Annotated in this window: 17 protein-coding genes and 6 tRNA genes; 15 read left to right on the top strand and 8 right to left on the bottom strand. The window is 52.9% G+C overall.

Features of this window, described 5'->3' with window-relative positions; genetic code table 11:
* Window positions 1-9: 9 nt before the first annotated feature.
* Window positions 10-1,386: an OmpA family protein gene (locus tag N909_RS26405; RefSeq protein WP_029918211.1), complete on the bottom strand. Its 1,377-nt coding sequence runs from the start codon at window positions 1,384-1,386 to the stop codon at window positions 10-12.
* Between the two features lie 174 nt (window positions 1,387-1,560).
* Complete coding sequence (locus tag N909_RS0121720; RefSeq protein WP_155006044.1) at window positions 1,561-3,228, bottom strand: DUF6178 family protein; 1,668 nt, start codon at window positions 3,226-3,228, stop codon at window positions 1,561-1,563.
* Between the two features lie 252 nt (window positions 3,229-3,480).
* On the opposite strand from N909_RS0121720, the gene N909_RS0121725 reads away from it, so the two are divergent.
* Window positions 3,481-5,877, top strand: coding sequence for a HAMP domain-containing histidine kinase (locus N909_RS0121725; protein ID WP_029918213.1), 2,397 nt, complete (start codon window positions 3,481-3,483; stop codon window positions 5,875-5,877).
* Window positions 5,877-7,997, top strand: coding sequence for an LVIVD repeat-containing protein (locus N909_RS0121730; protein ID WP_029918214.1), 2,121 nt, complete (start codon window positions 5,877-5,879; stop codon window positions 7,995-7,997). Before N909_RS0121725 ends, N909_RS0121730 begins: the two co-directional genes overlap by 1 nt.
* An 8-nt stretch (window positions 7,998-8,005) precedes the next feature.
* On the opposite strand, the gene N909_RS0121735 is transcribed toward N909_RS0121730, so the two are convergent.
* Entirely contained in the window at window positions 8,006-10,318 is a 2,313-nt protein-coding gene (locus N909_RS0121735) for a TonB-dependent receptor plug domain-containing protein (protein ID WP_029918215.1), read from the bottom strand.
* Window positions 10,319-10,588: 270 nt separating this feature from the next.
* Here N909_RS0121735 and N909_RS24955 point away from each other — a divergent pair, with 270 nt between their 5' ends.
* The 13 genes from N909_RS24955 (at window position 10,589) to N909_RS0121805 (ending at window position 19,505) form a co-directional block, all read left to right on the top strand.
* Window positions 10,589-11,452, top strand: a complete 864-nt coding sequence (locus N909_RS24955) for an energy transducer TonB (protein WP_051690043.1) — start codon at window positions 10,589-10,591, stop codon at window positions 11,450-11,452.
* An 84-nt stretch (window positions 11,453-11,536) separates the two neighbouring features.
* On the top strand, window positions 11,537-12,247 hold the full coding sequence (locus N909_RS0121745) for a hypothetical protein (RefSeq protein ID WP_029918217.1): 711 nt from the start codon (window positions 11,537-11,539) through the stop codon (window positions 12,245-12,247).
* A gap of 175 nt (window positions 12,248-12,422) precedes the next feature.
* Window positions 12,423-12,499 (top strand) — tRNA-Arg (locus N909_RS0121750).
* 53 nt (window positions 12,500-12,552) lie between these two features.
* Window positions 12,553-12,628: transfer RNA gene (locus tag N909_RS0121755), tRNA-His, on the top strand.
* Window positions 12,629-12,719: 91 nt separating this feature from the next.
* Window positions 12,720-12,804, top strand: a tRNA-Leu gene (locus N909_RS0121760).
* A 105-nt stretch (window positions 12,805-12,909) separates the two neighbouring features.
* Entirely contained in the window at window positions 12,910-14,250 is a 1,341-nt protein-coding gene (gene tig, locus N909_RS0121765) for a trigger factor (protein WP_029918218.1), read from the top strand.
* Between the two features lie 2 nt (window positions 14,251-14,252).
* Entirely contained in the window at window positions 14,253-14,837 is a 585-nt protein-coding gene (gene clpP / locus N909_RS0121770) for an ATP-dependent Clp endopeptidase proteolytic subunit ClpP (RefSeq protein WP_029918219.1), read from the top strand.
* A 207-nt stretch (window positions 14,838-15,044) separates the two neighbouring features.
* Complete coding sequence (gene clpX / locus N909_RS0121775) at window positions 15,045-16,292, top strand: ATP-dependent Clp protease ATP-binding subunit ClpX (protein ID WP_029918220.1); 1,248 nt, start codon at window positions 15,045-15,047, stop codon at window positions 16,290-16,292.
* 82 nt (window positions 16,293-16,374) lie between these two features.
* Window positions 16,375-18,747, top strand: a complete 2,373-nt coding sequence (gene lon / locus N909_RS0121780) for an endopeptidase La (RefSeq protein ID WP_051690044.1) — start codon at window positions 16,375-16,377, stop codon at window positions 18,745-18,747.
* A gap of 136 nt (window positions 18,748-18,883) precedes the next feature.
* Window positions 18,884-19,156, top strand: a complete 273-nt coding sequence (locus N909_RS0121790) for an HU family DNA-binding protein (protein WP_029918222.1) — start codon at window positions 18,884-18,886, stop codon at window positions 19,154-19,156.
* A 102-nt stretch (window positions 19,157-19,258) separates the two neighbouring features.
* A tRNA-Asp gene (locus N909_RS0121795) sits at window positions 19,259-19,335 on the top strand.
* A gap of 11 nt (window positions 19,336-19,346) precedes the next feature.
* Window positions 19,347-19,422: transfer RNA gene (locus N909_RS0121800), tRNA-Val, on the top strand.
* A gap of 6 nt (window positions 19,423-19,428) precedes the next feature.
* Window positions 19,429-19,505 (top strand) — tRNA-Asp (locus tag N909_RS0121805).
* 91 nt (window positions 19,506-19,596) lie between these two features.
* Here the strand turns inward: N909_RS0121805 and thiE are convergent.
* The 5 genes from thiE to thiF are packed head-to-tail and all read right to left on the bottom strand — an operon-like array spanning window position 19,597 to window position 23,182.
* Window positions 19,597-20,226, bottom strand: coding sequence for a thiamine phosphate synthase (thiE, locus tag N909_RS0121810; protein WP_029918223.1), 630 nt, complete (start codon window positions 20,224-20,226; stop codon window positions 19,597-19,599).
* A gap of 9 nt (window positions 20,227-20,235) precedes the next feature.
* Window positions 20,236-21,360 (bottom strand): 2-iminoacetate synthase ThiH, encoded by a 1,125-nt coding sequence (gene thiH / locus N909_RS0121815; protein WP_029918224.1) that lies wholly within the window; start codon window positions 21,358-21,360, stop codon window positions 20,236-20,238.
* Complete coding sequence (locus N909_RS0121820) at window positions 21,357-22,133, bottom strand: thiazole synthase (RefSeq protein WP_029918225.1); 777 nt, start codon at window positions 22,131-22,133, stop codon at window positions 21,357-21,359. The genes thiH and N909_RS0121820 overlap by 4 nt, the downstream gene beginning before the upstream one ends.
* Window positions 22,134-22,160: 27 nt before the next feature.
* Window positions 22,161-22,361, bottom strand: coding sequence for a sulfur carrier protein ThiS (gene thiS / locus N909_RS0121825; RefSeq protein ID WP_029918226.1), 201 nt, complete (start codon window positions 22,359-22,361; stop codon window positions 22,161-22,163).
* 5 nt (window positions 22,362-22,366) lie between these two features.
* The gene (thiF, locus tag N909_RS0121830; RefSeq protein ID WP_029918227.1) at window positions 22,367-23,182 is read right to left on the bottom strand and encodes a sulfur carrier protein ThiS adenylyltransferase ThiF; all 816 of its coding nucleotides are present in this window, start codon (window positions 23,180-23,182) and stop codon (window positions 22,367-22,369) included.
* Between the last annotated feature and the right edge of the window lies 1 nt (window position 23,183).

Genomic DNA, 23,183 nt, shown 5'->3' on the forward strand with positions numbered 1-23,183 from the left:
TTGCTGCTGCTACTTCTTGGCGCCGCAGGCCACTTCCACCCGGCGGTTGAGGGCTCTTCCTGCGGCCGTGTCATTGCTTGCTACCGGTTTGTCTTCGCCGAATCCGCGGGCGGTCATGCGCACGGCGGGGATGGCGAATTTCTCGATCAAGCGGTTTTTGACCGCTGTGGCCCGCTGAACAGACAGTTTCTGGTTGTATTCCGCGGCACCGCTGCTGTCCGTGTGGCCGTCGATATAAACCATATTGCCCGGATATTCGTTGATACACTGGGCGGCTTTGGCAATTTCTCCGTCATATTCAGGTCCGACCTTGCTGCTGTCATGACCGAAGTTGATCCTCAGGGTCAGAGTGGTCGGGCAGCCATGCGTATCGACGGAAACCCCGGCTGGGGTATCGGGGCACTGGTCAAGATAATCGAAAACCCCGTCCTTATCGCTGTCCAGGGGACATCCATCGGCATCGACCGGAGCGCCGGCCGGAGTTCCCGGACATTTATCCAGGTAGTCGTACACGCCGTCCCCATCAGTATCCAGCGGGCATCCGTTGCGATCAACCGCGACCCCGGCGGGAGTTCCCGGGCATTTGTCGAGCTGGTCATAGACCCCGTCCTTATCGCTGTCCAGGGGGCAGCCGTTCATATCAACCGGGGTTCCGGCGGGAGTTCCCGGGCATTTGTCAAGGTAGTCGTAGACCCCGTCTTTATCACTGTCAAGCGGACAGCCGTTATTGTCGACGGCAACGCCGACCGGAGTGTTCGGGCAGCGGTCGATGTTATCAAATACGCCGTCGCCGTCACTGTCGACCGGAACGGCCGCAGGTTTGGGTTCCGGAGCACTGATCGGCTCGGCTTTGGGAGCCGGACGACCAAGCTGAAAGGTGAGCCCCACCGAGTACTGCAAGCTGTTGTCTGGCTCGGGGAAATCCAACAGGTGGCGAACATCGGCGCGCAGGGCGATGAGATCGTCAAGAATAAAATATTTCACCCCGATACCGTAATCGATCAACAGGTGTTCGCGGCTGCTGCCGTTATCCGGATCCGAAGTTATCGCCCCCAGACCGGCTGCCAGATAGGGGACCAGTTTCCCCTTGGGCCAGAGGTGATACAGGCCGTCCAGGCGATAGGTTTCAATAGTCGAGTCCGGTGCCGAGGAAGGATCGCCATCGGCATTTGTACGGGTGTAGACGGCTTCCAGTGACCAATTCTCGGTCAGGTTGTAACCGAGACCAAGCCCCCAGAAGTCGCTGTCATCCAGCGGCAGGTTTCCCTCGAATAAATGGCCGCCATAAAAAGGCGTCAGGGTGAATGCATTGGGCAGGTTTGCCGCCTGGGCGGTTAACCCAAGGCCACAGCACAAAGCGATAAGGAACAGAATTTTTTTTAGCATATTGCAGTCCTCCTTGATGGAATCACGGGATTTTCTCGAAAGGAAATAAAACTCAGGCCGACATTCTCATTAGAATATCAGCCTGAGTCTTATATTCAAGGCCTGCAATCGAATCAGCCTTCTTTATTTTGTTCTTTGCGGATATTGTGGGGTCTCCGGCGACCCGCGCAGCAACTACTTTAGCCAGAGGAAACATTCCGCGGCTTCGACCTGATCAAGGGCATCCGCGTCGCTGAAGAAATCCTGCCATAACTCTAGACAGAACTCGCAGAAAAACAGACATTGAGGGTTAAGCTCGGCAACGGTCGCATGCAGGTTGCGAGCAAAACTTTCCCACCTGGAATCATCAGTGACAGTCATTGCCGCGAGGTCGGCAAGGCAATTTTTATCTAGCGGGTTTGCGGCAAAGGGTTCCCCGAGCAGACGCTGGGCAACGGCGGTCATGAAAATGCCGGACAGGGTCAGTTGCTGAGCCTCTTCGTCTGCAGGGTCGGGGAGAGTGAAGGGGAGGGCTGTCGTGAACAGAAGCTCCAGCGCTTCGACCTGGGTGAGGCGACGGTCCACCAGCTCAAGGTCCTTGATTGAGGTCAGCTTCTGCAGCTGGCTTGGTGTTTCTGCTCCGGGAGCGCGATAAAACAGCGCTGGTTGTTCGAGCAGCGAGTCGATAAACAACAATTCCGGGTAATCCACAAACGGATAGATCGGGCCTTTTGCCAGGGTTTGCGCTCTGGCCTGGCGTTTTTTGATCAGGCTATGGCCTAACTGGAACAGGTGCAGCAGGTAAGTACTGTGGATGATCTGCTCGGCTTTACCGATATCGTTTCCGGCCAGATATTCCAGGGCCAGATTGAGGGTGTCATAGATACCCTGAACCGCTTGTGCTACGTCTTGAGGCGAGGCCAGGTCGGCCCGGTCGGCGCTCATTTTGCGGTTGGTCAGATGCATCAGTTCGCAAGCTGTTTCATGATCAATGCCAGCCGCAAGGATGTCTGCCAGCAGATGCTCGGGTTGGGCCTGGACCAACAAGGCAAGCGGGTTCTGCAGATCCTCCGCTTCCAGGGCAAAGTTGCTTTTTCCTCCCGGAACAAAGCTTTCCGGGTCAAGATAGCCGTAAATACTCCGGGCTTCCTGGTGGGGAATGATACCGAGGTCCAACAGGCGATTGTTGCGGGCCTGATAAATCTCTTCTTCCAGGGCAGTGAGATTTTCGCTACGGATCATTTCCATCAGCAGCAGATAGCTTTCCTGTTCCCGGTCCTGCCAGAGTTTCAGCATGGCACCGATGATTTTTGCGGCATCTTCACTGTGGTAATCAATGTCGTAAAGGGATTCCAGGCGCCTGGCGTTGTCAGCATCATCATCGTCGTAGGCTTCGATGCCGCGAATGATGGTCAAATGTTTTTTCAGGAACAGGGCCAGTACCTCAGGTTCGATTTGGCGGACCAACTGGCAGAGTTTTTCTTCACCGCATTGAGCCAGCAACTCCAGCCAACGGAGGGAGAGGACCGGACTCAACATGTCTCCATCCCAGCAGTCCAGGTCGAGCAGCAGGGTGATCTGTTCTGGACTGCTCAGGGCAAGGAGTTCCAGGGAATCTGTTGCACCAAGCAGATTGACCGTCAGATAGAGTTCCTGGGGATGAAGCAGGGGGACCAGGCGTTCGGCTTTTTGCGAATTGAGCAGCAGGTCGTATTTTTGTTTGCCCTGGGCGTTTCTGATCAGTGCCAATTGTTCCCGCGGTGTCAGGGCAGCGTATTCTGTGGGAGATATTTCCCTTTCTCCCTGGCGTAATACGGTGAGATGTCCCACCCGGCGTTCCGGGGGTAGTATTATCTTTGTCATATCTCGACTCCCTGTCAAAAATTGGTTCAAAAGGCCGCTACTTTAAAGCAGGGGCCGGAATTGTGCAATCATCATTAGCAGGATCAGAGCTCTCCTGATTTCAATGGTGGCACCGGGTGAGCGGTTTTACTTCATTTTCAGCACGGTAGTTGTTAACCTGATGCCGAAGAATTGTCATCCGTTAGCAAATGGTGCCCCTCGATACCATCTGATGATACCAATTGGGGTTGTTGATCGACGATAGAGGCTCCGGTGCGCAAGCTGTTTAACCGTTTTTCCATAAAAACCAAACTCTCACTGCTGGTCCTGACCATCTGTACTGTGCTGCTGGTGGTGATCAGCAGCGTCCTGTTGGTGACTGAATTTTACGCGCGCCAGGTCGCCTTGAAACAGAATATCAGAATCCTGGCAACTTCGTTGACCGAACAGCTCTGGCGACCACTATTACTGGAAAAATATGCTGAGGCCGAAACCTTGCTCGGGTCGTTGAATCGGCAGCGGAATATTCAGGCCGCCTACCTGTTCGACCGTACGGGGATCCCGGTGGCTGAATATCTGTCATACGATCGAAGTCGTATCACCATCCCGGCGCTTGAGAGGGATTTCTCTCAAAAAGGACAAGGTCAAGCAGGGACACTCCCTGTGGTTCAGGAAAAACTGTATTTAAAAGCGCATTACTTCAGTTCTTTTACACCGGTTAATTTCGATGGTCGCCAGATCGGAACCCTCTATCTGTTAAGCGATCTCGACAGCTTTTATGCCGGCCTTGGAGCCATCATCGGTGGGGTCTGCTGCGCTTTTGTGTTGTTGGGCTGTTTCTCCTGGATCTTGGCCGGCCTGCTCCAAAAGCCGGTCTCCGATCCGTTGCTGCGCCTGGCCACGCTGATGAAGCAGATTTCCCAGGAAAAAGATTATTCGGTCAGGGCCTTTGTGACCAGCCAGGATGAAATTGGGGCTCTGGTCAAGGGGTTCAACGGTATGCTGGCGCAGATTGAAAGGCATCAGCGGCAACTGAACCATCATCGGCAGAACCTTGAAAAAACGGTGGCTGCCCGAACTGCTGAGCTGCAGTTCGCCCTGGGCGAACTTGAGATCGCCCGGAACCAGGCTGACGCAGCTAACGCCGCCAAATCGGACTTCCTTTCGCGGATGACTCATGAACTCAGGACTCCATTGATCGGAGTGCTGGGCATGAATGAATTGCTGACCCGGACCAGCCTGACCGAACAGCAGAAGATGCTGGTTGATACAGTGCAAAGCTCCGGCGAGGAGCTGCTACGCTTGATCAGTGATGTTCTCGATTTCTCCCGTATTGAAGCCGGAAAAATGAATCTCCAGCCGGTTCCTGTCGAGCTGTTTCGCATCATTGAGAGCATTGTTGAACTACTCGCCCCTCAGGCGCGGGAAAAAAACATTACTCTGGCTTGCCAGATCCCCCTCGATTCCACCTGGCGGGTCAAAGTCGATGAGGTAAGGATGAGGCAGATCCTCATGAACCTCATCGGCAATGCCCTTAAATTCACTCGGCAAGGTTCCGTCATTGTCACCCTTTCCTGCCGAGAGCTGTCCGGTGGGGAAGGGGTCTTTACGATAGAGGTTGAGGACACTGGCTGCGGCATGGATGAGACCGCCTCCCGGCAGATCTTTGACGTTTTTTATCAGGCTGAAAACTCGGATACGCGGGCCAATAAAGGCGCCGGGCTGGGCCTGGCTATTGTCAAACAGCTGGTTGATTTAATGGCAGGACGCATAGAATTTTCTTCCACACCGGGCAAGGGCACTCTGTTCCGGGTTACTGTGCAATTGCCGTTGTTGGAAAAAGTTGATTTCAGACTGCCGGATGAGGCCATTGCTACGCCGCTCTTGCTCTGTGCCGAACCACGCGCTGACTTTAATATCCTACGCAGCTATCTCGATCAGCTGGGCTGTCGGTCGGTGGTGGCTGAAAATGCCGCTGATGTTTTCTATCAACTCAGTTCAGCCAGGCGTCGTGGCGAGTCTTTCCAACTGCTGTTGGTCGGGCAAATGGTTTGTCTGCCTGATGGCCGGCCGCTGTTTCAGGCCTTGCGGGAGGATGAATACAATCATGATTTGCGGCGTATTGTGATTTGGAACGATCACAGCCGGGTCGTTCCCATGCTCTCGGGCGAGACCCGTTTGAGCGGGCCACTGACATGGTCCGGTCTGGTCGATGCCATCCGGCAGAGTCATCATCAGCTGCATCTTGTAACGGGTAAGAAGCAACCCGAGGTTACGGCGGAGCAGGTGTCGACAGAAAGTGCTCCGCGCATCATGGTCGTCAGTTCCAACATTCCCAGCCGTGAGCTGCTGCGTCTACAGTTGTCCAGGGTCGGTTTTGCGGCGGATGTTGCCGGGAATGTAAATCTTCTGGGCGAACTGCAATCTTATGTCATGGTTATTTACGATCTGCCTCATTTGAACGAAGGTGACCTCCTGCAATTTTTGGCCGACCTTAAGGAACCAAGGCCCCTGACCGTTGTGCTGGCAGAGAAAGGCCTGCCGCCCGCAATGTCTTCCCACGTCGATGAATGCCTGCTTAAGCCGTTTGACATGGCTTCTCTTGAGCGGATCCTGGCGCCGTTGCAAAAGGCCGCTACCGCGGGAGATGACGGAGAAAGGGGCCATTGATGAAAATCAGTAAGCTGGTTGTATTATTTCTGGCCCTGGCCGGGCTGCTGGGGGCGGTGCTGGTTGCTGTCTGGTATTGGCCGACGCGTTTTTCTCAGGAAGAGCTGAGTCTGACCTTTGTTAAGGCCGCACCGATGTCGGGAGGAGGTTCCCAACTGACCCTGGATTTGACTGGCACGGGTTTTGATCGGGAAACCTCTGTTAATCTGTTGGTGAGCATTGATAACAACCAGGCGGTGGTCGGCTCTTTTCCTTTGCCCGGGATTTTTAACGAAAGCCTTGTTTATGGCCACATGCTTTATCTGGGCAGCAATAACGATGGACTCAAAGTTCTTGATTTAAGCAATCCCAGACAACCGCGACTGCTTGGCGACTATTTGGCGGGGCGCCGAGTGGTCCATATCAACCGGTCCGGAGAGCTGATGTTTGTCGCCCATGGCAAGCTCGGTGTATCGGTCATGAAAATCCAGCCGGATGGGTTGCTGACGCATGCAGCGGATATCCCGACCAGGCATATCATTACCAAGACCATCTATCGGGACGGTTTGCTCTATGCAGCTGCCGGAGATGACGGCCTGCTGGTGTTCGATGTGACGCAATTATCCCATATCCATTTGGTTAAACAGATGGCCGCAGGCGAGTTTATTACCGATCTGGCGATGTCCGGGGATTTTCTTTTTCTGGTGTCGCCACACCTGAGCGGGCTGAAAATTATCGATCTCAGGACTCCTGAACGGACGAAAGTCATGCCGACTTTCCCGCTGGCGGAAACCCCCAGGCAGATCACGTTCATGAACGATCTGCTGTATGTTGCGACCTCGCACGGTATTTCGGTTTTTGCTGTCGAGTCAGCAGGGCGATTGGTCTTTAAGCAGCATCTGACGGACTTCGTTTCTGCCGAAAAACTTTTTTTCGGCAACCAGCGGGTCTATATCTCTGATAGCTCTTCAGCTGTACGTATTCTGGATTTGCCACGGGGGCGGTTGTCCGATGGTTATCTGTTTGCAAGCGAGATTCGCTCAATTGCCGAGTCTGGTGACTATTTATATGTGGTCGGATCAAATACCGGCATTCTGATTGTTGAAAGTAAGGCGCTGATTCAAAAAAGCTCTGTCAAGTTGATTGATACTCCAGGCGACGCCCACGATATTCTGGTCCGTGATGGGGTGATGTATGTAGCCGATGGGCGCAGAGGCGTTGCGCTGACCGAACTCGCAGCTGCGGGCAAGGCATTGCATGGGTTCAGCTCCTTCTGGGGGCAGGCGCTGCTTGCCAAAGGTGATCTGCTGTTTGTCGCCCACGGTAAACAGGGGATCGGCGTGTACGATCTTTCCCGGCCCCGCTCGCCTGTTGCCATTGGGCGGTGGCCAACGCTGCCGGCGCGACAACTGGCCATGGTTGGCCGGTATCTGGTGGTTGCCAACGGAATCGATGGTCTGAGCTGTATCGATTATGCAGATATCGAGGCCCTTTTGGTGCGCGATTCTCTCTCCGATCTGCAGCCTCTGCAAATCTATTCGAGCGGCAGTCTGCTTTACGTCACCACCAAAAATAAAGGCTTGGCCATCTTCGAGTTGTCCACGGACGGACATTTCATGCTCCTCAGTACGCTGAATCTGCCGTTTCCAATGAATTATTTCGATCTGCCGGCAGGCATCGAGGTTGCCGCTGGTATCGCCTATATCGCGGACGGCCGTTCCGGGTTACTGGTGGTCGATGTCAGCCAGCCGGGCAAGCCGGAAATTTTGGCCTCGATGGCCCTGCCGGGCGAAAGCAAAGGGCTACTGGTCAGCGGTGGCATGGCCTATGTGATCAGTGGGCAGTACGGCGTGACGGTCGTCGATATTCAACGTCCGGCCAAGCCACGGGTCGTGGGGAGGTATAAAGTAGCGGGACTGTCCCGCAGGCTGGCCCAGGACAATGGTTACCTCTATTTGACGCGCAGTAAGGGCGGAGTTCTGGTGGTTCCTCTACCGGTCCCGGCTGAGAAGATTGAGTTGATCTCAAATGAGCATCTGCGCGCCAGCTTTCCCGCGCCGACGGTCCCGGGCGCATATGATCTGCAGGTCGGTCGCAGAGCCGAGTTGGTTATTGAACAGGGGTATTTGGATTATCCGTGACCTGTCAATTAAAAACGCAGGTCGATTCCAGCCCAGATCTGTCTACCAAGTTCGTATTCGTAGCCGTAACGACCGGATTGATACGATCTTTTTAACTTTTTATCAAACACATTGAAAATATCGAGCGAAAAAACGCATGCGTAGCTTTGGTAGGGAACTTCCCAACTGATCTTCCAGTCGAAGGTCACCGCACTGTGGGTGATTTTTTTTTCATAGATATAAGGGTCGGTCTGATCAGGGTTGACTTCACTCGGCTTGGTTGCTCCGGTATTATTCAACCGCCAGTATCTGCCGCGATATTTCGTCGTGTTTGTCAGTGTGACTCCATAGGGCAAACGGACACTGTAGATTAGATTGGCCACCATCGGACGGTTGAAATCCAGCCGAGGGATTTCATATTTGTAGAGCTCTTTGCCGTCGTACCAGATGGTCTCGGACAATTCCTGGTACGAAAATGAGACGTCATAATCCTCGTTGGTCGTGGTGGTCTGTTGCCAGGTTGCATTGATTTCAAAGAAATGGCGATTCCAGGAGCGCTGCCAGGCAAGCTGATAGCTTTCATGCTCCGATCGTCCGGAATTGATCAGCAGATAAATATCGGGTTCAGCTCCCGGTGTTGAAACTCTTTCCCGAGCAAATTCATGTTTGCTGATTTTTTTTATGTATTGGGCTTTCAGTTCACCACCGAACAGTTTCTGGATGATGCCTGCCGTGGTTTCATCGGTGTAAGGGGTGTCAACATGATCGACGTCATAGGTAAAAGGTGTCGATGAGCTCCAGTCGGAATCACTGTTACCGGCAGTGGTACGGAGCTGGTTTTCGGTAACGATCGCGCCATAAAGAGCCTGGGTCAGCAGGGTTCCACTGTAATAGCGGTTTTGGCCGGCGAACAGGATGGTGTCGCCAGTACCGAAGAGGTTGAGGGCAGTTGACAGCCTGGGCGCAATGTTTAAGTTCTCAGTGAAATTATCGTAGGAGGCCCTGACCCCGGGGAACAGTTCCAGGCGCCGCCAGGCCATTGAATCCTGCAGATAAAGAGCGCCATCAACAACTGTCTGCACACTGTGTGTCTGCTTATAGGCGGTGCGGCGGCTCAAATACTGTTCTCCATCGATACAGGCCGGGTCGTCGGCAGCGCAAACAATGCTGGCGTCGACCACGGGAGAATAGTATGAGTAGCTGGTTTGCCGGCGTTTATAGTATTGCCGAGAATAGGTCGTATCGAAGCCGGTTTTGATCTGGTGACTGATGGAACCGGTATTGATCGTTGCAAAGGCGTAAGAAAGTTTGAGGCTTTGTTCCCTTTGGCCTGATTCGATGTCGCCGAGGCCTCCTTCGCGGCCACCCTCCCAGTCGATGCTCTCAGTTTGGGTACTCCAAAAATATCTGTTTTGCGGTGAGGTTCGTGATAGTTGATGATCGGAATGGCCAATGTTCAAGAGCAATGTGCCGCTGCTGAAATCCTTTTCATATTCCAATCCGAGCAGATAATTATTTGTTTCTAGCGTATATTCGCTGTCTTTCAGTTCGCCCAGAAAATAATCCGCGCTGGTCGGTGAATACAACCCGGTCAGGGTCAGGTGACTGTTGTCGGGAAGGTAATGATCTGCTTTAACCAGGAAATTTTCTCTTTTCCGTGACGTAACAATGGTTTTCCCCAGGTTGGATAAAGGAATCTTTGAATAAATCTGCTGGTAGCTTGAGAGTATCCCGGTATCATTGTTCAGTGGCGTGTTCAGGACCAGGCCAAAGTCCTGCTTGGAAAATTTTGGTTGATAGCGACCGTTATCCGAATGGTAGAATTTATCTTTGTCCAGTGGGTGAATATGGAAATTTGTCCACCGGTCATTGGTGGTTCGATAGCTGATTTGGCCCCAAGAATCAGGTGTGGGGTCAAGGGTTCGAGAATTGACCTGTCCACCGGTAAACCCACCGAATTCAGCTGGAATATTGCTGTTATAGACGGTGACCTGTTCGATAAGCCGGGGGCTGAGAAATTGCATTTGAGGATGGCCGGGCAGTTTGTTGGCATCGGCCATGGCGTCACTGGCCGGATCCAGCGCGCTGTTGTTGTCGATGCCATCGATCGTATAATTATTTTCGTAATAGCGGCTGCCGGAGATAGACACCGGAGGTGGAAAAATTTCACCGCCGGCATAGGATGAATTAACGTCTTCGCTGTACTGAATGCCCGGGACAATGCCGATCAATTCATTGATACTGCCGTTACGCTGCGGCAGGCGTTCGATCAGTTCCTTGTCCAGGATTACCGTTCCGGTCGTCGGAGCCACGCGCTCGGCTTCAACCACAACCTGTGGCATAACGGTGAGTAAATCAGCTTGATTGTTCGATGGTTGTTGATTTGCAGCGAGGGTATTTTGTGATAATAGAAGCACGCCCAGCAGAATGTTGCTGAGGCAAAGAGGCAACGGGCATCTCAAAAATCGCAATCTCATTTGTTGATTAACATGGCATTTAATGATTGAATTTCATCAATTTTGACATTGGAAATAAAGTATCAGCAAAGTTACAAGACAGGCAAGATTTAATTTGTTTGGTTCTGAACTGTTGAATATGCTTGAATAGCCGCTATGGATTTAGCTGGAATTAGACATTTCATTATTTTTATCCTGATTTCGGTGGGGCTGCATTGCAGCGGCCTGTTGCTCAACAGGACTTTTGAGTCACAGCAATTACTGACCCAACAGATTGGCGTGATTCTGTTAAGTGGAACCCGGGAGGGGTTTTACCCGGCTCCGGAAATAAAAGCGCAGGCAGCGTCGGCGAGGCAGAACCCCTTGCCAGCGGTCAGCAAAAAAGACCTGGTCGCGGCAGCCGGCTCGGTAAAAAAACCTCAAAAAAGTTCTCCGCGTGAGGATATGATCACTGCGGCTGTCAAGCCCGCTTTACCGACCGAGGTTGCCCGACCGCTCATGACGCCAGCGCAAAGGTCGCGACCTGAACCTGTTGCGGCACCGATTCAAAACTCCGCCAAGTCGGTTGGCGTGACCAGCGCGGCAGAGGTTACCAAGGTCGTATCCCTGGTTCCGTCCCTAGTTGACAGGGCGGGCAAGACTGACGCAAAACAGTCTGCTGAAGCGCTTTCCCCTGCGGGGGCTACCTTGCGGCAAGAGACCAGGGCAAATGGTTTCGGTGGAAACCAGGCCCTTGCTCAGCTGGCGGTTCCTCTTTATGCCGGCAATCCCAAGCCTGAATACCCTAAAATAGCCCGCTTGAGAGGGTGGGAGGGGACGGTTCGCCTTGATGTCGTAGTCCGCAAAGACGGGCGGGTAGGGAAGGTGGAATTGGCTGATTCGAGCGGGTTTAGAGCTCTTGATCAAGTTGCTCTGAAAACCGTTTACCGCTGGCGGTTCAAGCCCGCAATGAGTTCGGGCGCACCGGTTGAAAGTATGGTGCAGGTTCCGGTGCGATTTGTGCTCAATGCCCAACCCTGATTGCATTGAGGTCTGGGCCGATAGTTTTGCTTCGGCAAAGAATTTGTTCGGGGCGAGCCATTTGAAATGTTAAAGGAATTCGGTATGAATGAGACGACAAGAATAAAAAGTACTTTGCAGGTCATCGAAAGCAGCACTGAAGCGCTTCGATCGTTTGCCGGCAGGACTGAAATTGATCTTGACGAAATTACTGATGCCTATGCCGCTGCGAAACGTCTTGAACAGGCCTGCGCTGAAGTCAAAACCGGTTCATTTCGAGTGATCGGTGAACGCATCAGGGCGTTATTGCGGCATCATATCGAGAGCAGCGGTTATCCCACCAACCTCGAGCGGGAAGTTATTGCCTTGGCTGCCGACTGGCTTGGGCAACTGGCGGTCCTGTGCCGGGAAAACCTGCCGGAGCCGAAAGCTCTGGTTGGGGAGTTGCTCTATACTTTTGACCTTGTTGAAAGTTCTCATGATGCCACTGACCTCGAGCGTTTGTACGCAGCCGGGCGCGCGGCGCAAAACCATGATCCTTTTCAGGATGATCCTGAGTTCAGCTGTGCTGGCACCAGAGCGCATGTGGTAAAGGATATTTTTGCCGATGATCCTGGCTTCGGGATTGAATTTGACTTATTGCAACGCACCATGAACGGGGTGCCGCTTCAGACCTTGTCGGTTGCTGACCCCTTTGCCGAGGACCCGATGCTGGAAGGGAGTGCTGCAGAGCGGCAAATCATGCTTGAGAAAGAGCTGACAAAAAAATTGCCGATTGATATTTTTTCCGAAGATCCGGCACCTGAAATTGACTAAACAGGGTGCCTCGGAATGCCGCCGATTCGGTCCAGATTGCTCACCCTTGAGGGGTTTGTCTTTCGACCGGACTAATTTAGAAAAAAACGGATAAATTTTATTTGCAAATCTCGCAAGCGCATGCTAGAAACGCAGCCTACTTCGGCTGGAAGCTTTTTGTCAAAAAGACGTCTATGCGCCAGTAGCTCAGTTGGATAGAGCAACGGACTTCTAATCCGTAGGCCGAGGGTTCGAATCCTTCCTGGCGCGCCATTTTTTGAATTGACAAGGCGTTTTTGTTTCCGTAACATGGCCGGGTTTTTCTGGTGGGTGTAGCTCAGTTGGTAGAGCACTGGATTGTGGCTCCAGATGTCGAGGGTTCAAGCCCCTTCACTCACCCCATTTAAAATGTACTATGCTCACCTTCCACGCTCAGTTAGCCCGTCAGACCGGGTGGGTATGGGGGGTGAGCATTGTTGCTTGTGGGTCATTTGCGAGAGTGGCGGAATTGGTAGACGCGCTGGTCTTAGGAACCAGTGTCTTTCGACGTGGGGGTTCGAGTCCCCCCTCTCGCACCACCTGAAGAGGCGCAGCACCCATTGGGGTTGTGTCACCAACGCAATCATTTAACCGCAGTTGTTCGATGCTTCCATCGTCAAAAATAGAAATAGGAAGGAAAAATAATGAATGTCAGGGTTGAAGAGCTGAGCTCAATTAAGAAAAAGCTGTTTATCGAAGTTCCGGAAGAGGTTGTTGCGACCGAACTGAACAATGCCTATAAGAAACTTGCCAAGACCGCAAATATCAAAGGGTTTCGTAAGGGCAAGGTGCCAAGGGCAATTCTTGAGCAGCACTATGGGCCAAAGGCTCAGTATGACGCAGTCGGCTCCCTGATAAACAACAGTCTTTATAAAGCGCTGGTTGAAAACAAGATAGAGGCGGTCTCCCAGCCGCAAGTTGTCGAATCCGGACTGATCGAGAAAGGCCAGCCTTTCAGTTACGAGGCTGAAGTTGAAGTTCGCCCTGATGTGGTTGCTAAAGACTATAAGGGGCTTGAGCTGGAAAAAGAGAAATTTTCTTTCGATGAGTCGGTCGTCGATGAGCAACTGCAACGGATGGCTGATTCCCGGGTGCAACTGGAAGTCTCCAGCCGGAAAAAAGCCCGTGAGGGAGATACGGTCATTATCGATTTTGAAGGCTTCATCGATGGGACTGCCTTCGCCAACGGGGCTGCCAAAGACTATCAGCTGGAGTTGGGTTCCAATAGCTTTATCCCCGGCTTCGAAGACCAGGTGGTCGGGATGAAGCGGGAACAGGAAAAAGATATCGAGGTCACATTCCCGGAGAGCTACGGGGCAAAAGATCTTGCTGGAAAACCAGCCGTTTTCAAGGTTGTACTGAAAGAGATCAAGGAAAAGATTGTTCCTAAAATCGATGATGATTTTGCCAAAGAGCTTGATGCGGAAAACCTTGCTGAGCTGAAAGAGCGCATTAAAAGCGACTCCATTGCACAGGAAAAACGCAGAATTGAGGGGCAACTGCAGGAAGATTTTATTACTGCCCTGATCGACAAGAACTCCTTCGATGTTCCGGAAGGGATGATCAGCAATCAGTTGATGTATATGAAGGATGATTTTTCTCAGCGCTTGCGTGCCCAGGGGATGACTCTGGAAATGCTGGGCATGAATGATGAGACTTTTGCTCAGAGCTATCGCGAAACAGCTATTAAACAGATCAAGGCTGAATTGTTGCTGGATGCGATTGCCAAACAGGAAGAGCTGAAAGTTGAAGACGAAGATCTGACCAAAAAAATGCAAGAGTTTGCTGACGAAAGCAATACTCCGCTGGAGCAGATTCAAAAATATTTCGAGAACGAGCAAGCCAAGGCTGGCCTTCGGTCTCAGCTGATGCGGGAAAACGTTTCCGCATTTGTGCTGGGAGAAGCTAAGATTACTGAAGTGGAGCCGAAACAGCCTGAAGCTGAATCGAACGAAGCGGACAATACCGAAGAAGAGGAGTCCTGATCATGAGCCTGGTGCCGATGGTTGTCGAAGATAGTGGTCGCGGGGAACGTGCCTATGATATCTACTCGCGGCTGCTCAAGGATCGGATTATCTTTCTGGGTGGTGCAATCGAAGATCATATGGCCAATCTGATCATTGCACAAATGCTGTTTCTTGAATCAGAGGATCCCGATCGGGATATCCACCTCTATGTCAATTCCCCCGGTGGGGTGGTTACGGCCGGCATGGCGATCTACGATACCATGCAATACCTCAAAGCGCCGGTCTCGACAATTTGTGTCGGCCAGGCCGCCAGCATGGGGGCCGTGCTGCTCGCTGCAGGAGCTCCTGGGAAACGTTACGCATTGCCCAACGCAAGGATCATGATTCATCAACCCCTGGGAGGCTTTCAGGGGCAGGCAACAGATATCAATATCCATGCGCAGGAAATATTGCGCATGCGTGAGACCCTGAATGGGATACTGGCAAAGCACACCGGACAGAAACTTGAAAAGATCGGGACCGATACGGAACGTGATTTTTTCATGGATAGCGCAACCGCATGCAGTTATGGTATCATCGATTCGATCGTAGAAAGAAAAAGCTAGGCTGTGGGTGAGCGGGCAACTGCTGCCCACGAATCGGTCTCCGGATCGGACGCTAGGTTTGCGGAGTCAATCGAATCAAATCAGCAAGTTGTAAGGTTCTGCCCGGAGAAGTTCAGGGGGGACTCGGCAGGTTGGTTTGGTTCTGGTCGAGTTAGCCTCTTGATTCCGGTCAGGGGACGAAATAATTGTATGGCGGAGGTGTTATAGGTGAGTCCCAAGGATGAAAACAGCCAGTTGACTTGTTCATTTTGCGGGAAATCGCAGGATGAGGTTAAAAAGCTGATTGCCGGGCCGACTGTTTATATCTGTGATGAATGTATCGAGCTGTGTAACGATATCATTGATGAAGAAGCGCGCTTGGATCAGGCGTCAGGGTCCGAGTTTAAACAATTGCCCAAACCTGCCGAAATCAAGGATATCCTTGATGAATATGTTGTCGGTCAGGAACGGGCCAAAAAAATTCTTTCCGTTGCCGTCTACAACCACTACAAGCGGGTCGAGTTTTCCGAAAAGAACGACGATATTGAAATACAAAAAAGTAACATCCTGCTGCTGGGGCCAACCGGTAGCGGTAAAACCTTGTTGGCCCAGACTCTGGCCAAGGTTCTTGATGTTCCTTTTACCATCGCTGATGCCACCAATCTGACCGAGGCCGGGTATGTTGGCGAAGATGTCGAGAATATCATCCTGAGCCTGTTGCAGGCTGCTGATTATGATCTCGAAAAGGCGCAAAAAGGGATTATCTACATCGACGAGGTTGATAAAATCGCCCGGAAATCGGAGTCGCCTTCGATTACCCGTGACGTGTCCGGGGAAGGGGTGCAACAGGCTCTGCTGAAAATTATCGAAGGGACAACGGCCAGTGTGCCACCCAAAGGCGGTCGCAAACATCCGCAGCAGGAATTTTTGAAGGTTGATACCACTAATATTCTTTTTATCTGTGGTGGCGCGTTTTCGGGACTGGAGAAAATCATCAGCAAGCGGATCGGTTCCAAGGCCATGGGCTTTGGTGCTGAAGTCCGTTCTCTCAAGGAAGAAGATCTGGGCCAGTTGCTCGGTAAGATCCAGCCGACAGACCTGCTCAAATATGGTCTGATTCCTGAATTTGTCGGACGGATTCCGGTCATTGCCACGTTGAACGAACTGGACGAACAGGCTCTTATTCAAATTCTGCGCGAGCCGAAAAATGCCCTGATGAAACAGTATCAGCGTCTTTTTGAGATGGAAAAGGTGCATCTCAAATTCACAGACGGGGCACTGATCGCCGTTGCCAAAGAGGCCTTGCGGCGTAAAACCGGTGCGCGAGGATTACGCTCCATCCTTGAAAATGCCATGCTTGAGGTTATGTACGATATCCCTTCTCAGGATCGGGTCAAGGAAGTGGTCCTCAACGAAGATGTCATTACCAAAGGGGTCAGGCCGATTGTTCTTTACGATGTTGCTGAAAGTGCCTAATTCCATTTGAATTTATAGGATATAACCAGGAGTACGGTCCTTTGTCTGACTGTACTCCTTTTCAATTTTTCAGGCTTGTTTTATGTCACAACCAGATCAAGAATTGACCGCCCGGGGTAAACGTACCCTGCCGTTGTTGCCTTTGCGGGATATTGTCATCTTTCCGTACATGGTCGCGCCGTTGTTTGTGGGCCGTGCACATTCCATCGGTGCTCTCGAAAAGGCTTCAGAAGATGACAAAATGATCTTTTTGACCAGTCAGAAAGATCCCAAGATCGACGATCCGGAGTTGGATGATCTGTTTCTGGTCGGCACGGTCGGGAAAGTTGTTCAGCTGCTGAAACTCCCCGATGGGACGGTGAAGGTTCTTGTCGAAGGCTGCTGGCGGGGGCGCATCTGTGAATTCAGGCGTACCGAGCAGTTGATTGAGACCGATATCGAGCCGCTTGAGGAAGAGATCTCTGATCCCGTTGAGTTGCCGGCCGTGATGCGCGCCATTGCCACCACCTTTGAAACCTATGTCGGCCTGAGCAAAAAGCTGCCGACTGAAGTCAGCGCAACGATTGCCGGGATTGATGAACCCTCGCGACTGGCGGATACGGTTGCCGGGCATTTGCAGGTTCCACTTTCCGATAAGCAGGATATGCTCGAGCTGGTGGATCCGATGCGGCGGCTGGAGCATATTCTCGCTCTGCTCGAGCAGGAGATCGAAATCCTGCAGGTCGAAAGTCGGATTCGCAGCCGGGTCAAGAGCCAGATGGAGCGCAGTCAGAAAGAATATTACCTGAACGAACAGATGCGGGCTATTCAGAAAGAGCTTGGCGAACAGGACGAGTTCAAACAGGAGATTCTTCAGTTTGAGGAGCAGATCAAGAAGAAGCGCATGTCCCGGGAAGCCACCGAGAAGGCTTATGCTGAGATTCGCAAACTGAAAATGATGTCACCCATGTCGGCGGAAGCCACCGTTGTCCGCAACTATGTCGAATGGTTGCTGTCGTTGCCCTGGCAAAAAGGGACCAAGGATCGCTATGACCTGGTGAAAGCCGAGGAAATTCTCGAAGCAGATCATTACGGGTTGAACAAGGTCAAAGAGCGGGTTCTGGAATACCTTGCCGTGCAGGCCCTGGTCAAGCAGATCAAGGGGCCGATCCTCTGCCTGGTCGGTCCGCCGGGGGTTGGCAAAACCTCTTTGGGACAATCGATTGCCAAAGCACTGCAACGTAAGTTTATCCGCATCTCCCTCGGGGGAGTTCGGGATGAAGCTGAGATCCGCGGGCATCGGCGGACCTATATTGGCGCCATGCCTGGCAAAATCATCCAGAGTCTGAAAAAAGCAGGGGTTAAAAATCCGGTCTTTATGCTCGATGAAATTGATAAGATGAGCACGGATTTCCGTGGTGATCCTTCTTCAGCGTTACTGGAAGTGCTGGATCCGGAGCAGAACAACAGTTTTGCCGATCACTTCCTGGATGTCGATTATGATCTGTCTCAGGTGCTGTTTGTCGCTACGGCAAACGATCTTCATGCCATTCCCAGACCGTTGCATGACCGCCTTGAGGTGATCCGGATCGCCGGTTATTCGGAAGAAGAAAAACTTCATATTGCCCGCCGCTACCTGGTGAAAAAGCAGGTCGATGTTCATGGGCTTACGCTGGAGCAGGTGCAGTTTTCCGATCAGGCGTTGCTGGAGATTATTCGCCGCTATACCCGCGAGGCCGGCGTTCGCGAGCTTGATCGCAATATTGCGGCGGTGCTAAGAAAACTGGCCAAACGGGTTCTGCTGGAAGGGAAGGATAAAACATTCAAAGTTGGTCGATCTCAGGTTCAGAAATTTCTCGGAGTGCCGCTGTTCCAATATGGCATGCGTGAGCAGGAAGATCAGCTCGGGGTGGCAACCGGGCTGGCCTGGACCGAAACTGGCGGCGAATTGCTCTCTATTGAGGTGACCAGTCTGCCCGGGCAAGGCAAGTTGACCATCACCGGTCACCTCGGTGATGTTATGCAGGAATCAGCGCAGGCGGCTCTGAGCTATGTCAGGTCGCGTTGGCAGGAACTCGGTCTGGAGCATGATTTTTACTCCAAACGTGATCTGCATATTCATGTTCCTGAGGGGGCGGTCCCTAAAGACGGGCCCTCGGCCGGGATCACCATGGCCACAGCCCTGGCGTCTGCGCTGACCGGTAAACCGATTCGCAAGGATCTGGCCATGACCGGTGAAGTGACCTTACGGGGAAGGGTCCTGGGGATTGGCGGTCTTAAGGAGAAGCTCCTGGCTGCCCGTAGAGGTGGGATTACCCTGGTTGTTATCCCTGCGGAAAATAAAAAAGATTTGCCGGAACTGTCCGCGGATCTGTTAAAAGCCCTGACGATAAAAACAGTAGACCATATGGATCAAGTCCTTGATATGGCTTTGATCCAGAGTCATGATGCAAAGGGTCGCGCGGAGCAGAAATGACCTCCCTGAGGACTGTCAAAGCCAGGAAAACTGGGAAAATCAGGGAAAAACATCTTGACAGTTTTTTCGGAAACCTGATATATGTTATCGCGTTTTCACATGTCTTAATTACTTAAACAATTCTAGGAGGTATGCTGTGACTAAAGCGGATCTGGTCAATGCAATGGCAGAAAAGGCGGGGCTGAGCAAAACTGATGCAGAAGGTGCATTGAAAGCATTTACCGAAGCAATCACTGATGCACTTAAAGCTGGGGAAAAAGTTGCTCTGGTGGGTTTCGGCACATTCAGTGTTGGCGAGCGCGCTGCTCGTACCGGTAAGAATCCTCAGACTGGTGAGCAGATTCAAATCGCAGCAGCCAAAGTTCCCAAGTTCAAAGCCGGTAAAGCTCTGAAAGACTCCGTTAACTGATTGATCGCAGCATATCGTGAATAAGAAATATCGGAAGTAGGAAGTCTCAAGCTGTCCCTCTTCGTAAGTTTAAGACACTTGGCACTTCCTATTTCTATCTGTGGGGCTGTAGTAGAGTCGGTTACAACGCCGGCCTGTCACGCCGGAGGTCGCGGGTTCAAGTCCCGTCAGCCCCGCCATTTTATATCCAGGGCGAATAGCTCAGCTGGGAGAGCGCCTGCCTTACAAGCAGGATGTCGGGGGTTCGAGCCCCTCTTCGCCCACCAAATTCAGGGGCTGTAGTAGAGTCGGTTACAACGCCGGCCTGTCACGCCGGAGGTCGCGGGTTCAAGTCCCGTCAGCCCCGCCATAAATTCAAAAAAGGCTTACTTCTTCCAGAAGTAAGCCTTTTTTATGGATTTAATTTTAGCGCTATCCAAGCCCCTTCTGAAAGGGGTGGGTCATTGCAGCTGGGCGGACAACTCGCGGTACGCTGCTGCCGGGTCCGCGCTGGCCATGAGTGCGGAAATGACGGCAATCCCGTGTGCCCCGGCTTGTTTGATTGCCGGAATCTTGGAGGCCTTGACTCCGCCCAGAGCATAGGTTGGCAGATTCAAGGTTTGGCAGGTCTCTCGTAGCTTTGCTAGCCCGACGGGAGCACCATAGGCGGCTTTTGATGGCGTGGCATAGACCGGACCGAAGGTGATAAAATCGGCATCGCCTGCAACGGCAGCTGTTATCTCCCGAGTATTGTGGGTGGAGACTCCGATCAGAGCGTTTTGACCCAGAATCTGTCTGGCCACCGCAATCGGTAAGGAATGGCCTCCCAAGTGGACACCGTCCGCCTTCACCGCAAGGGCAAGGTCGATCCGGTCGTTGAGCAACAGCAAACAATCGCGCTTTCGGCAGAGTCCGCTCAGTTCCAGAGCCAGCGGGTAGAGTTCCGCTGCTGTGAGATCTTTCTCCCGGAGCTGGATCATGCCAACCCCGAGCCGCATCAGTTCGTCCAGCACTGCCAAAAAATCATTTCCTGAGCTGAGCTGGTGGCGATCAGTGATCAGGTAGAGAGGGGGAAGCTGCACCTTCTTCATGGTTTATCCTTAACCGACCTGATTGAGGAACGCTGGATCCCAGTCTTTCCACACCGCTTCGTATCCTCTTGCTTTAAGATAGAGCTCCAGTTCTTGCGGGGAGCGTTCGTCATTGATGGAAAATTGCTCGGCTTCGTGATCCTGATCGCCGTACCCGCCTGGAGCGGTGCTGGAACCGGCGCTCATCTGCGTAATGCCGAGGGGGAGCAGGTTGTTCCTCAGTGAGGTGCTTTCGCGGGTTGAGAGCACAAGCCCCGCATCGGGGATGAACAGGCGCATAGCGCAGATAAATTGGGTCAACTGGCGATCGCTGATCACTGTCCTCGGTTGAAAACCACCTTCCGCGGGGCGTAACCGGGGGAAGGAAATTGTGACTTGCGTACGCCAGAATTTGCGGGCCAGGTAAAGGGCATGCAGGCCGGTATAAAACACGTCAGCCAGCCCTTCGCTCAGGCCGAGCAGCGCGCCGACCCCAATTCGCCTGAAACCGGCCCGACCGGCTCTTTCCGGGGCGTCAATACGAAACCTGAAGTCGCTCTTCGGGCCGTAGGGATGTAACTGGCGATAAAGGTCGGCCCGATATGTCTCCTGATACAGGGTCAGTCCGTCCACCCCGACCCTGACCATGCGGCGATAGCCGTTCTCTTCCATGGGGAAGACTTCAATGGACAGGGAGCCGGAATAGGGCTTGATGACTTTGATGGCGCTCTCAAGGTAATCGATGCCGGCGCTTTCCGGGGCTTCGCCGGTTAACAGCAGTAAGTGACGAAAACCTTTTTCGTGCAATAGCTGTGCTTCCCGTTCGATTTCCGGGCGGGACAGAGTTTTACGCAGCAGGTGGTTGTCGGCGCTGAAACCGCAGTATTTGCAGCCATTATGACATTCGTTGGAGAGGTAAATGGGGGCGTACATGAGGATGGTGCGCCCGAACCGCTGTGAAGTGAGTCGATGAGCACGCTGGGCCATGAGTTCCAGTTGTGCATCATTGACCTGTGGAGAGATCAGGCTGCACAAATCCTCCGGGCTGAGCCTTGGTTTGGCGAGGATGCGGTCGATTTCAGCAACCCTGGCCGACTCGATCCGGTTTTTGATGTCTGCTTCAGGGTAATGTTGCAGCTGTTCCAGAAAGCTCATGACTCACTCCTTAAAAAACCGGTCAGCGGACTGGACGCCTGGGCTTTCTGCCTTTGTTGACCAAGTCCGGCCAAGAAACCTTCGCGGCCGGCTTCGACCCCTTTGCGGAAAGCCCGCGCCATGGCTGCCGGGTCCGGAGTGTCGGCCAGAGCGGTGTTGACGAGGACCGCGTCGGCTCCCAGTTCCATGGCGGCTGCGGCGTGGCTGGGGGCACCTAGCCCGGCATCGACAACCACTGGGATATTCGCCTGTTCGATAATAATGGCGATATGATCACGGGTCTGCAGGCCTTTATTGGTGCCGATTGGGGCACCCAGGGGCATGACTGTGGCTGTGCCTGCTTCCTCAAGGCGTTTGGCCAGAACCGGATCGGCGGGCATGTAAGGAAGGACCACAAACCCCTCTTTGACCAGAATTTCAGCCGCTTTCAGAGTCTCCACCGGATCCGGCAGCAGGTAATATGGATCCGGGGTGATTTCCAGTTTGATCCAAGGCTCGCAGCCTGCGGCCCGGGCCAGCCGCGCCAGGCGGATTGCTTCTTCCGCATCGCGCGCGCCACTGGTGTTCGGCAGCAGCAGGTAGCGGCTGCGGTCAATGTGGCTGAGCAATGAATCATCGGGGCGGTCGATATCGACCCGACGTAAAGCGACGGTCACGATTTCGCAACCGGAATTTTCCATGGCATCCACCATGGCTTGATTTGAGGAGAATTTTCCGGTGCCAACCATCAAGCGCGATTGAAACGCGCGTCCGGCAATAATAAGAGAGTCCATCTGGTTTTCCTGTGAGTTAAGGTGGGGTTATCCTCCGCCAACAAACTGAACGATTTCCAGCATGTCGCCGGTCTTCAAAAGGATCCGGCTGAACTGGTCCTGGGCTAGAATGTGACGGTTCAATTCAACGACGACGTGAGCCGGAGCAAGTCCCAGGTCCTCCAATAATTGTTGGATGGTGAGATCTTCCCGGGTGACCCGTTCACGGCCGTTGACGGTAATGGTCATATTGATTACTCCTCGGTTTCCGGGGATTGATTCAGCAGTAAGCGCACGATGGCGTTGGCCTGGTGGTGAGCAACGATGCCGACCCTGGGGGCCATCAATCCGCAGCCTGGTCGGGCTGCGGCACTGCCATCACCGCATAGATAAAAATTATCCGTCATTTTACGGGTTTTTATGTTGTTGGCCGGGCCGAACCCGGCCATCCCCGAAGCAGCAACCAACGGTTTGCCCGGCAGGGTCTGCAGGAAACAGCTGACCAGAAAGGCCTTCTGATCCGCAGCATCAAACGCCTCGGCAAGCACATCGACTGACGCATACACGGTCCTTAGATTTGAGCTGGAAATTTTGACATTGTGGGCAGCAACGCGGGTCCAAGGATTAATTCGTCGCAGGTTGTCGCGCAGCGCTTCGACTTTGGGCATGCCGATCTGATCGATGAAATACTGTTGGCGATTGAGGTTGGAGGGTTCGACTACATCGTAGTCTGCAATGATCAGCTGACCGACTCCGACCCGGGCGAGGGCAACGGCTACCTGGGAGCCAAGACCGCCGACCCCGGCAATGCCGACACAACTGCTTTTCAAGCGCTGGTGGACTCCCGGGGTGTGGCGGGCTGCCAAGAGCTGTTCCAGGTCATCGGCTGATGGCTGTTCGCCCCGGCGGATAAGGCTGATGTGGTCCTCCGCCTGTAACAAACGATCCGCTGAGAGAGGATAGCCGTTTAGAATAACGATATCGGCGTCCGGTTTCAGTTGCCGCTGCAATTGGAAGAGGGTGGTGCCGGGTGGAATCTCCAGGGGGGTTTCGTTATAAAAAATACGCATC

The sequence above is a fragment of the Pelobacter seleniigenes DSM 18267 genome, from assembly GCF_000711225.1.
Lineage (GTDB): Bacteria > Desulfobacterota > Desulfuromonadia > Desulfuromonadales > Geopsychrobacteraceae > Seleniibacterium > Seleniibacterium seleniigenes.

Bases quoted from the DNA above. Each gene is read 5' to 3' on its own strand.
- N909_RS26405 (WP_029918211.1), bottom strand. From the start codon at position 1,386: ATGCTAAAAAAAATTCTGTTCCTTATCGCTTTGTGCTGTGGCCTTGGG.
- N909_RS0121720 (WP_155006044.1), bottom strand. From the start codon at position 3,228: ATGACAAAGATAATACTACCCCCGGAACGCCGGGTGGGACATCTCACC.
- N909_RS0121730 (WP_029918214.1), top strand. From the start codon at position 5,877: ATGAAAATCAGTAAGCTGGTTGTATTATTTCTGGCCCTGGCCGGGCTG.
- N909_RS0121735 (WP_029918215.1), bottom strand. From the start codon at position 10,318: ATGCCACAGGTTGTGGTTGAAGCCGAGCGCGTGGCTCCGACGACCGGA.
- N909_RS24955 (WP_051690043.1), top strand. From the start codon at position 10,589: ATGGATTTAGCTGGAATTAGACATTTCATTATTTTTATCCTGATTTCG.
- N909_RS0121745 (WP_029918217.1), top strand. From the start codon at position 11,537: ATGAATGAGACGACAAGAATAAAAAGTACTTTGCAGGTCATCGAAAGC.
- tig (WP_029918218.1), top strand. From the start codon at position 12,910: ATGAATGTCAGGGTTGAAGAGCTGAGCTCAATTAAGAAAAAGCTGTTT.
- clpP (WP_029918219.1), top strand. From the start codon at position 14,253: ATGAGCCTGGTGCCGATGGTTGTCGAAGATAGTGGTCGCGGGGAACGT.
- lon (WP_051690044.1), top strand. From the start codon at position 16,375: ATGTCACAACCAGATCAAGAATTGACCGCCCGGGGTAAACGTACCCTG.
- thiE (WP_029918223.1), bottom strand. From the start codon at position 20,226: ATGAAGAAGGTGCAGCTTCCCCCTCTCTACCTGATCACTGATCGCCAC.
- thiH (WP_029918224.1), bottom strand. From the start codon at position 21,360: ATGAGCTTTCTGGAACAGCTGCAACATTACCCTGAAGCAGACATCAAA.
- N909_RS0121820 (WP_029918225.1), bottom strand. From the start codon at position 22,133: ATGGACTCTCTTATTATTGCCGGACGCGCGTTTCAATCGCGCTTGATG.
- thiS (WP_029918226.1), bottom strand. From the start codon at position 22,361: ATGACCATTACCGTCAACGGCCGTGAACGGGTCACCCGGGAAGATCTC.
- thiF (WP_029918227.1), bottom strand. From the start codon at position 23,182: ATGCGTATTTTTTATAACGAAACCCCCCTGGAGATTCCACCCGGCACC.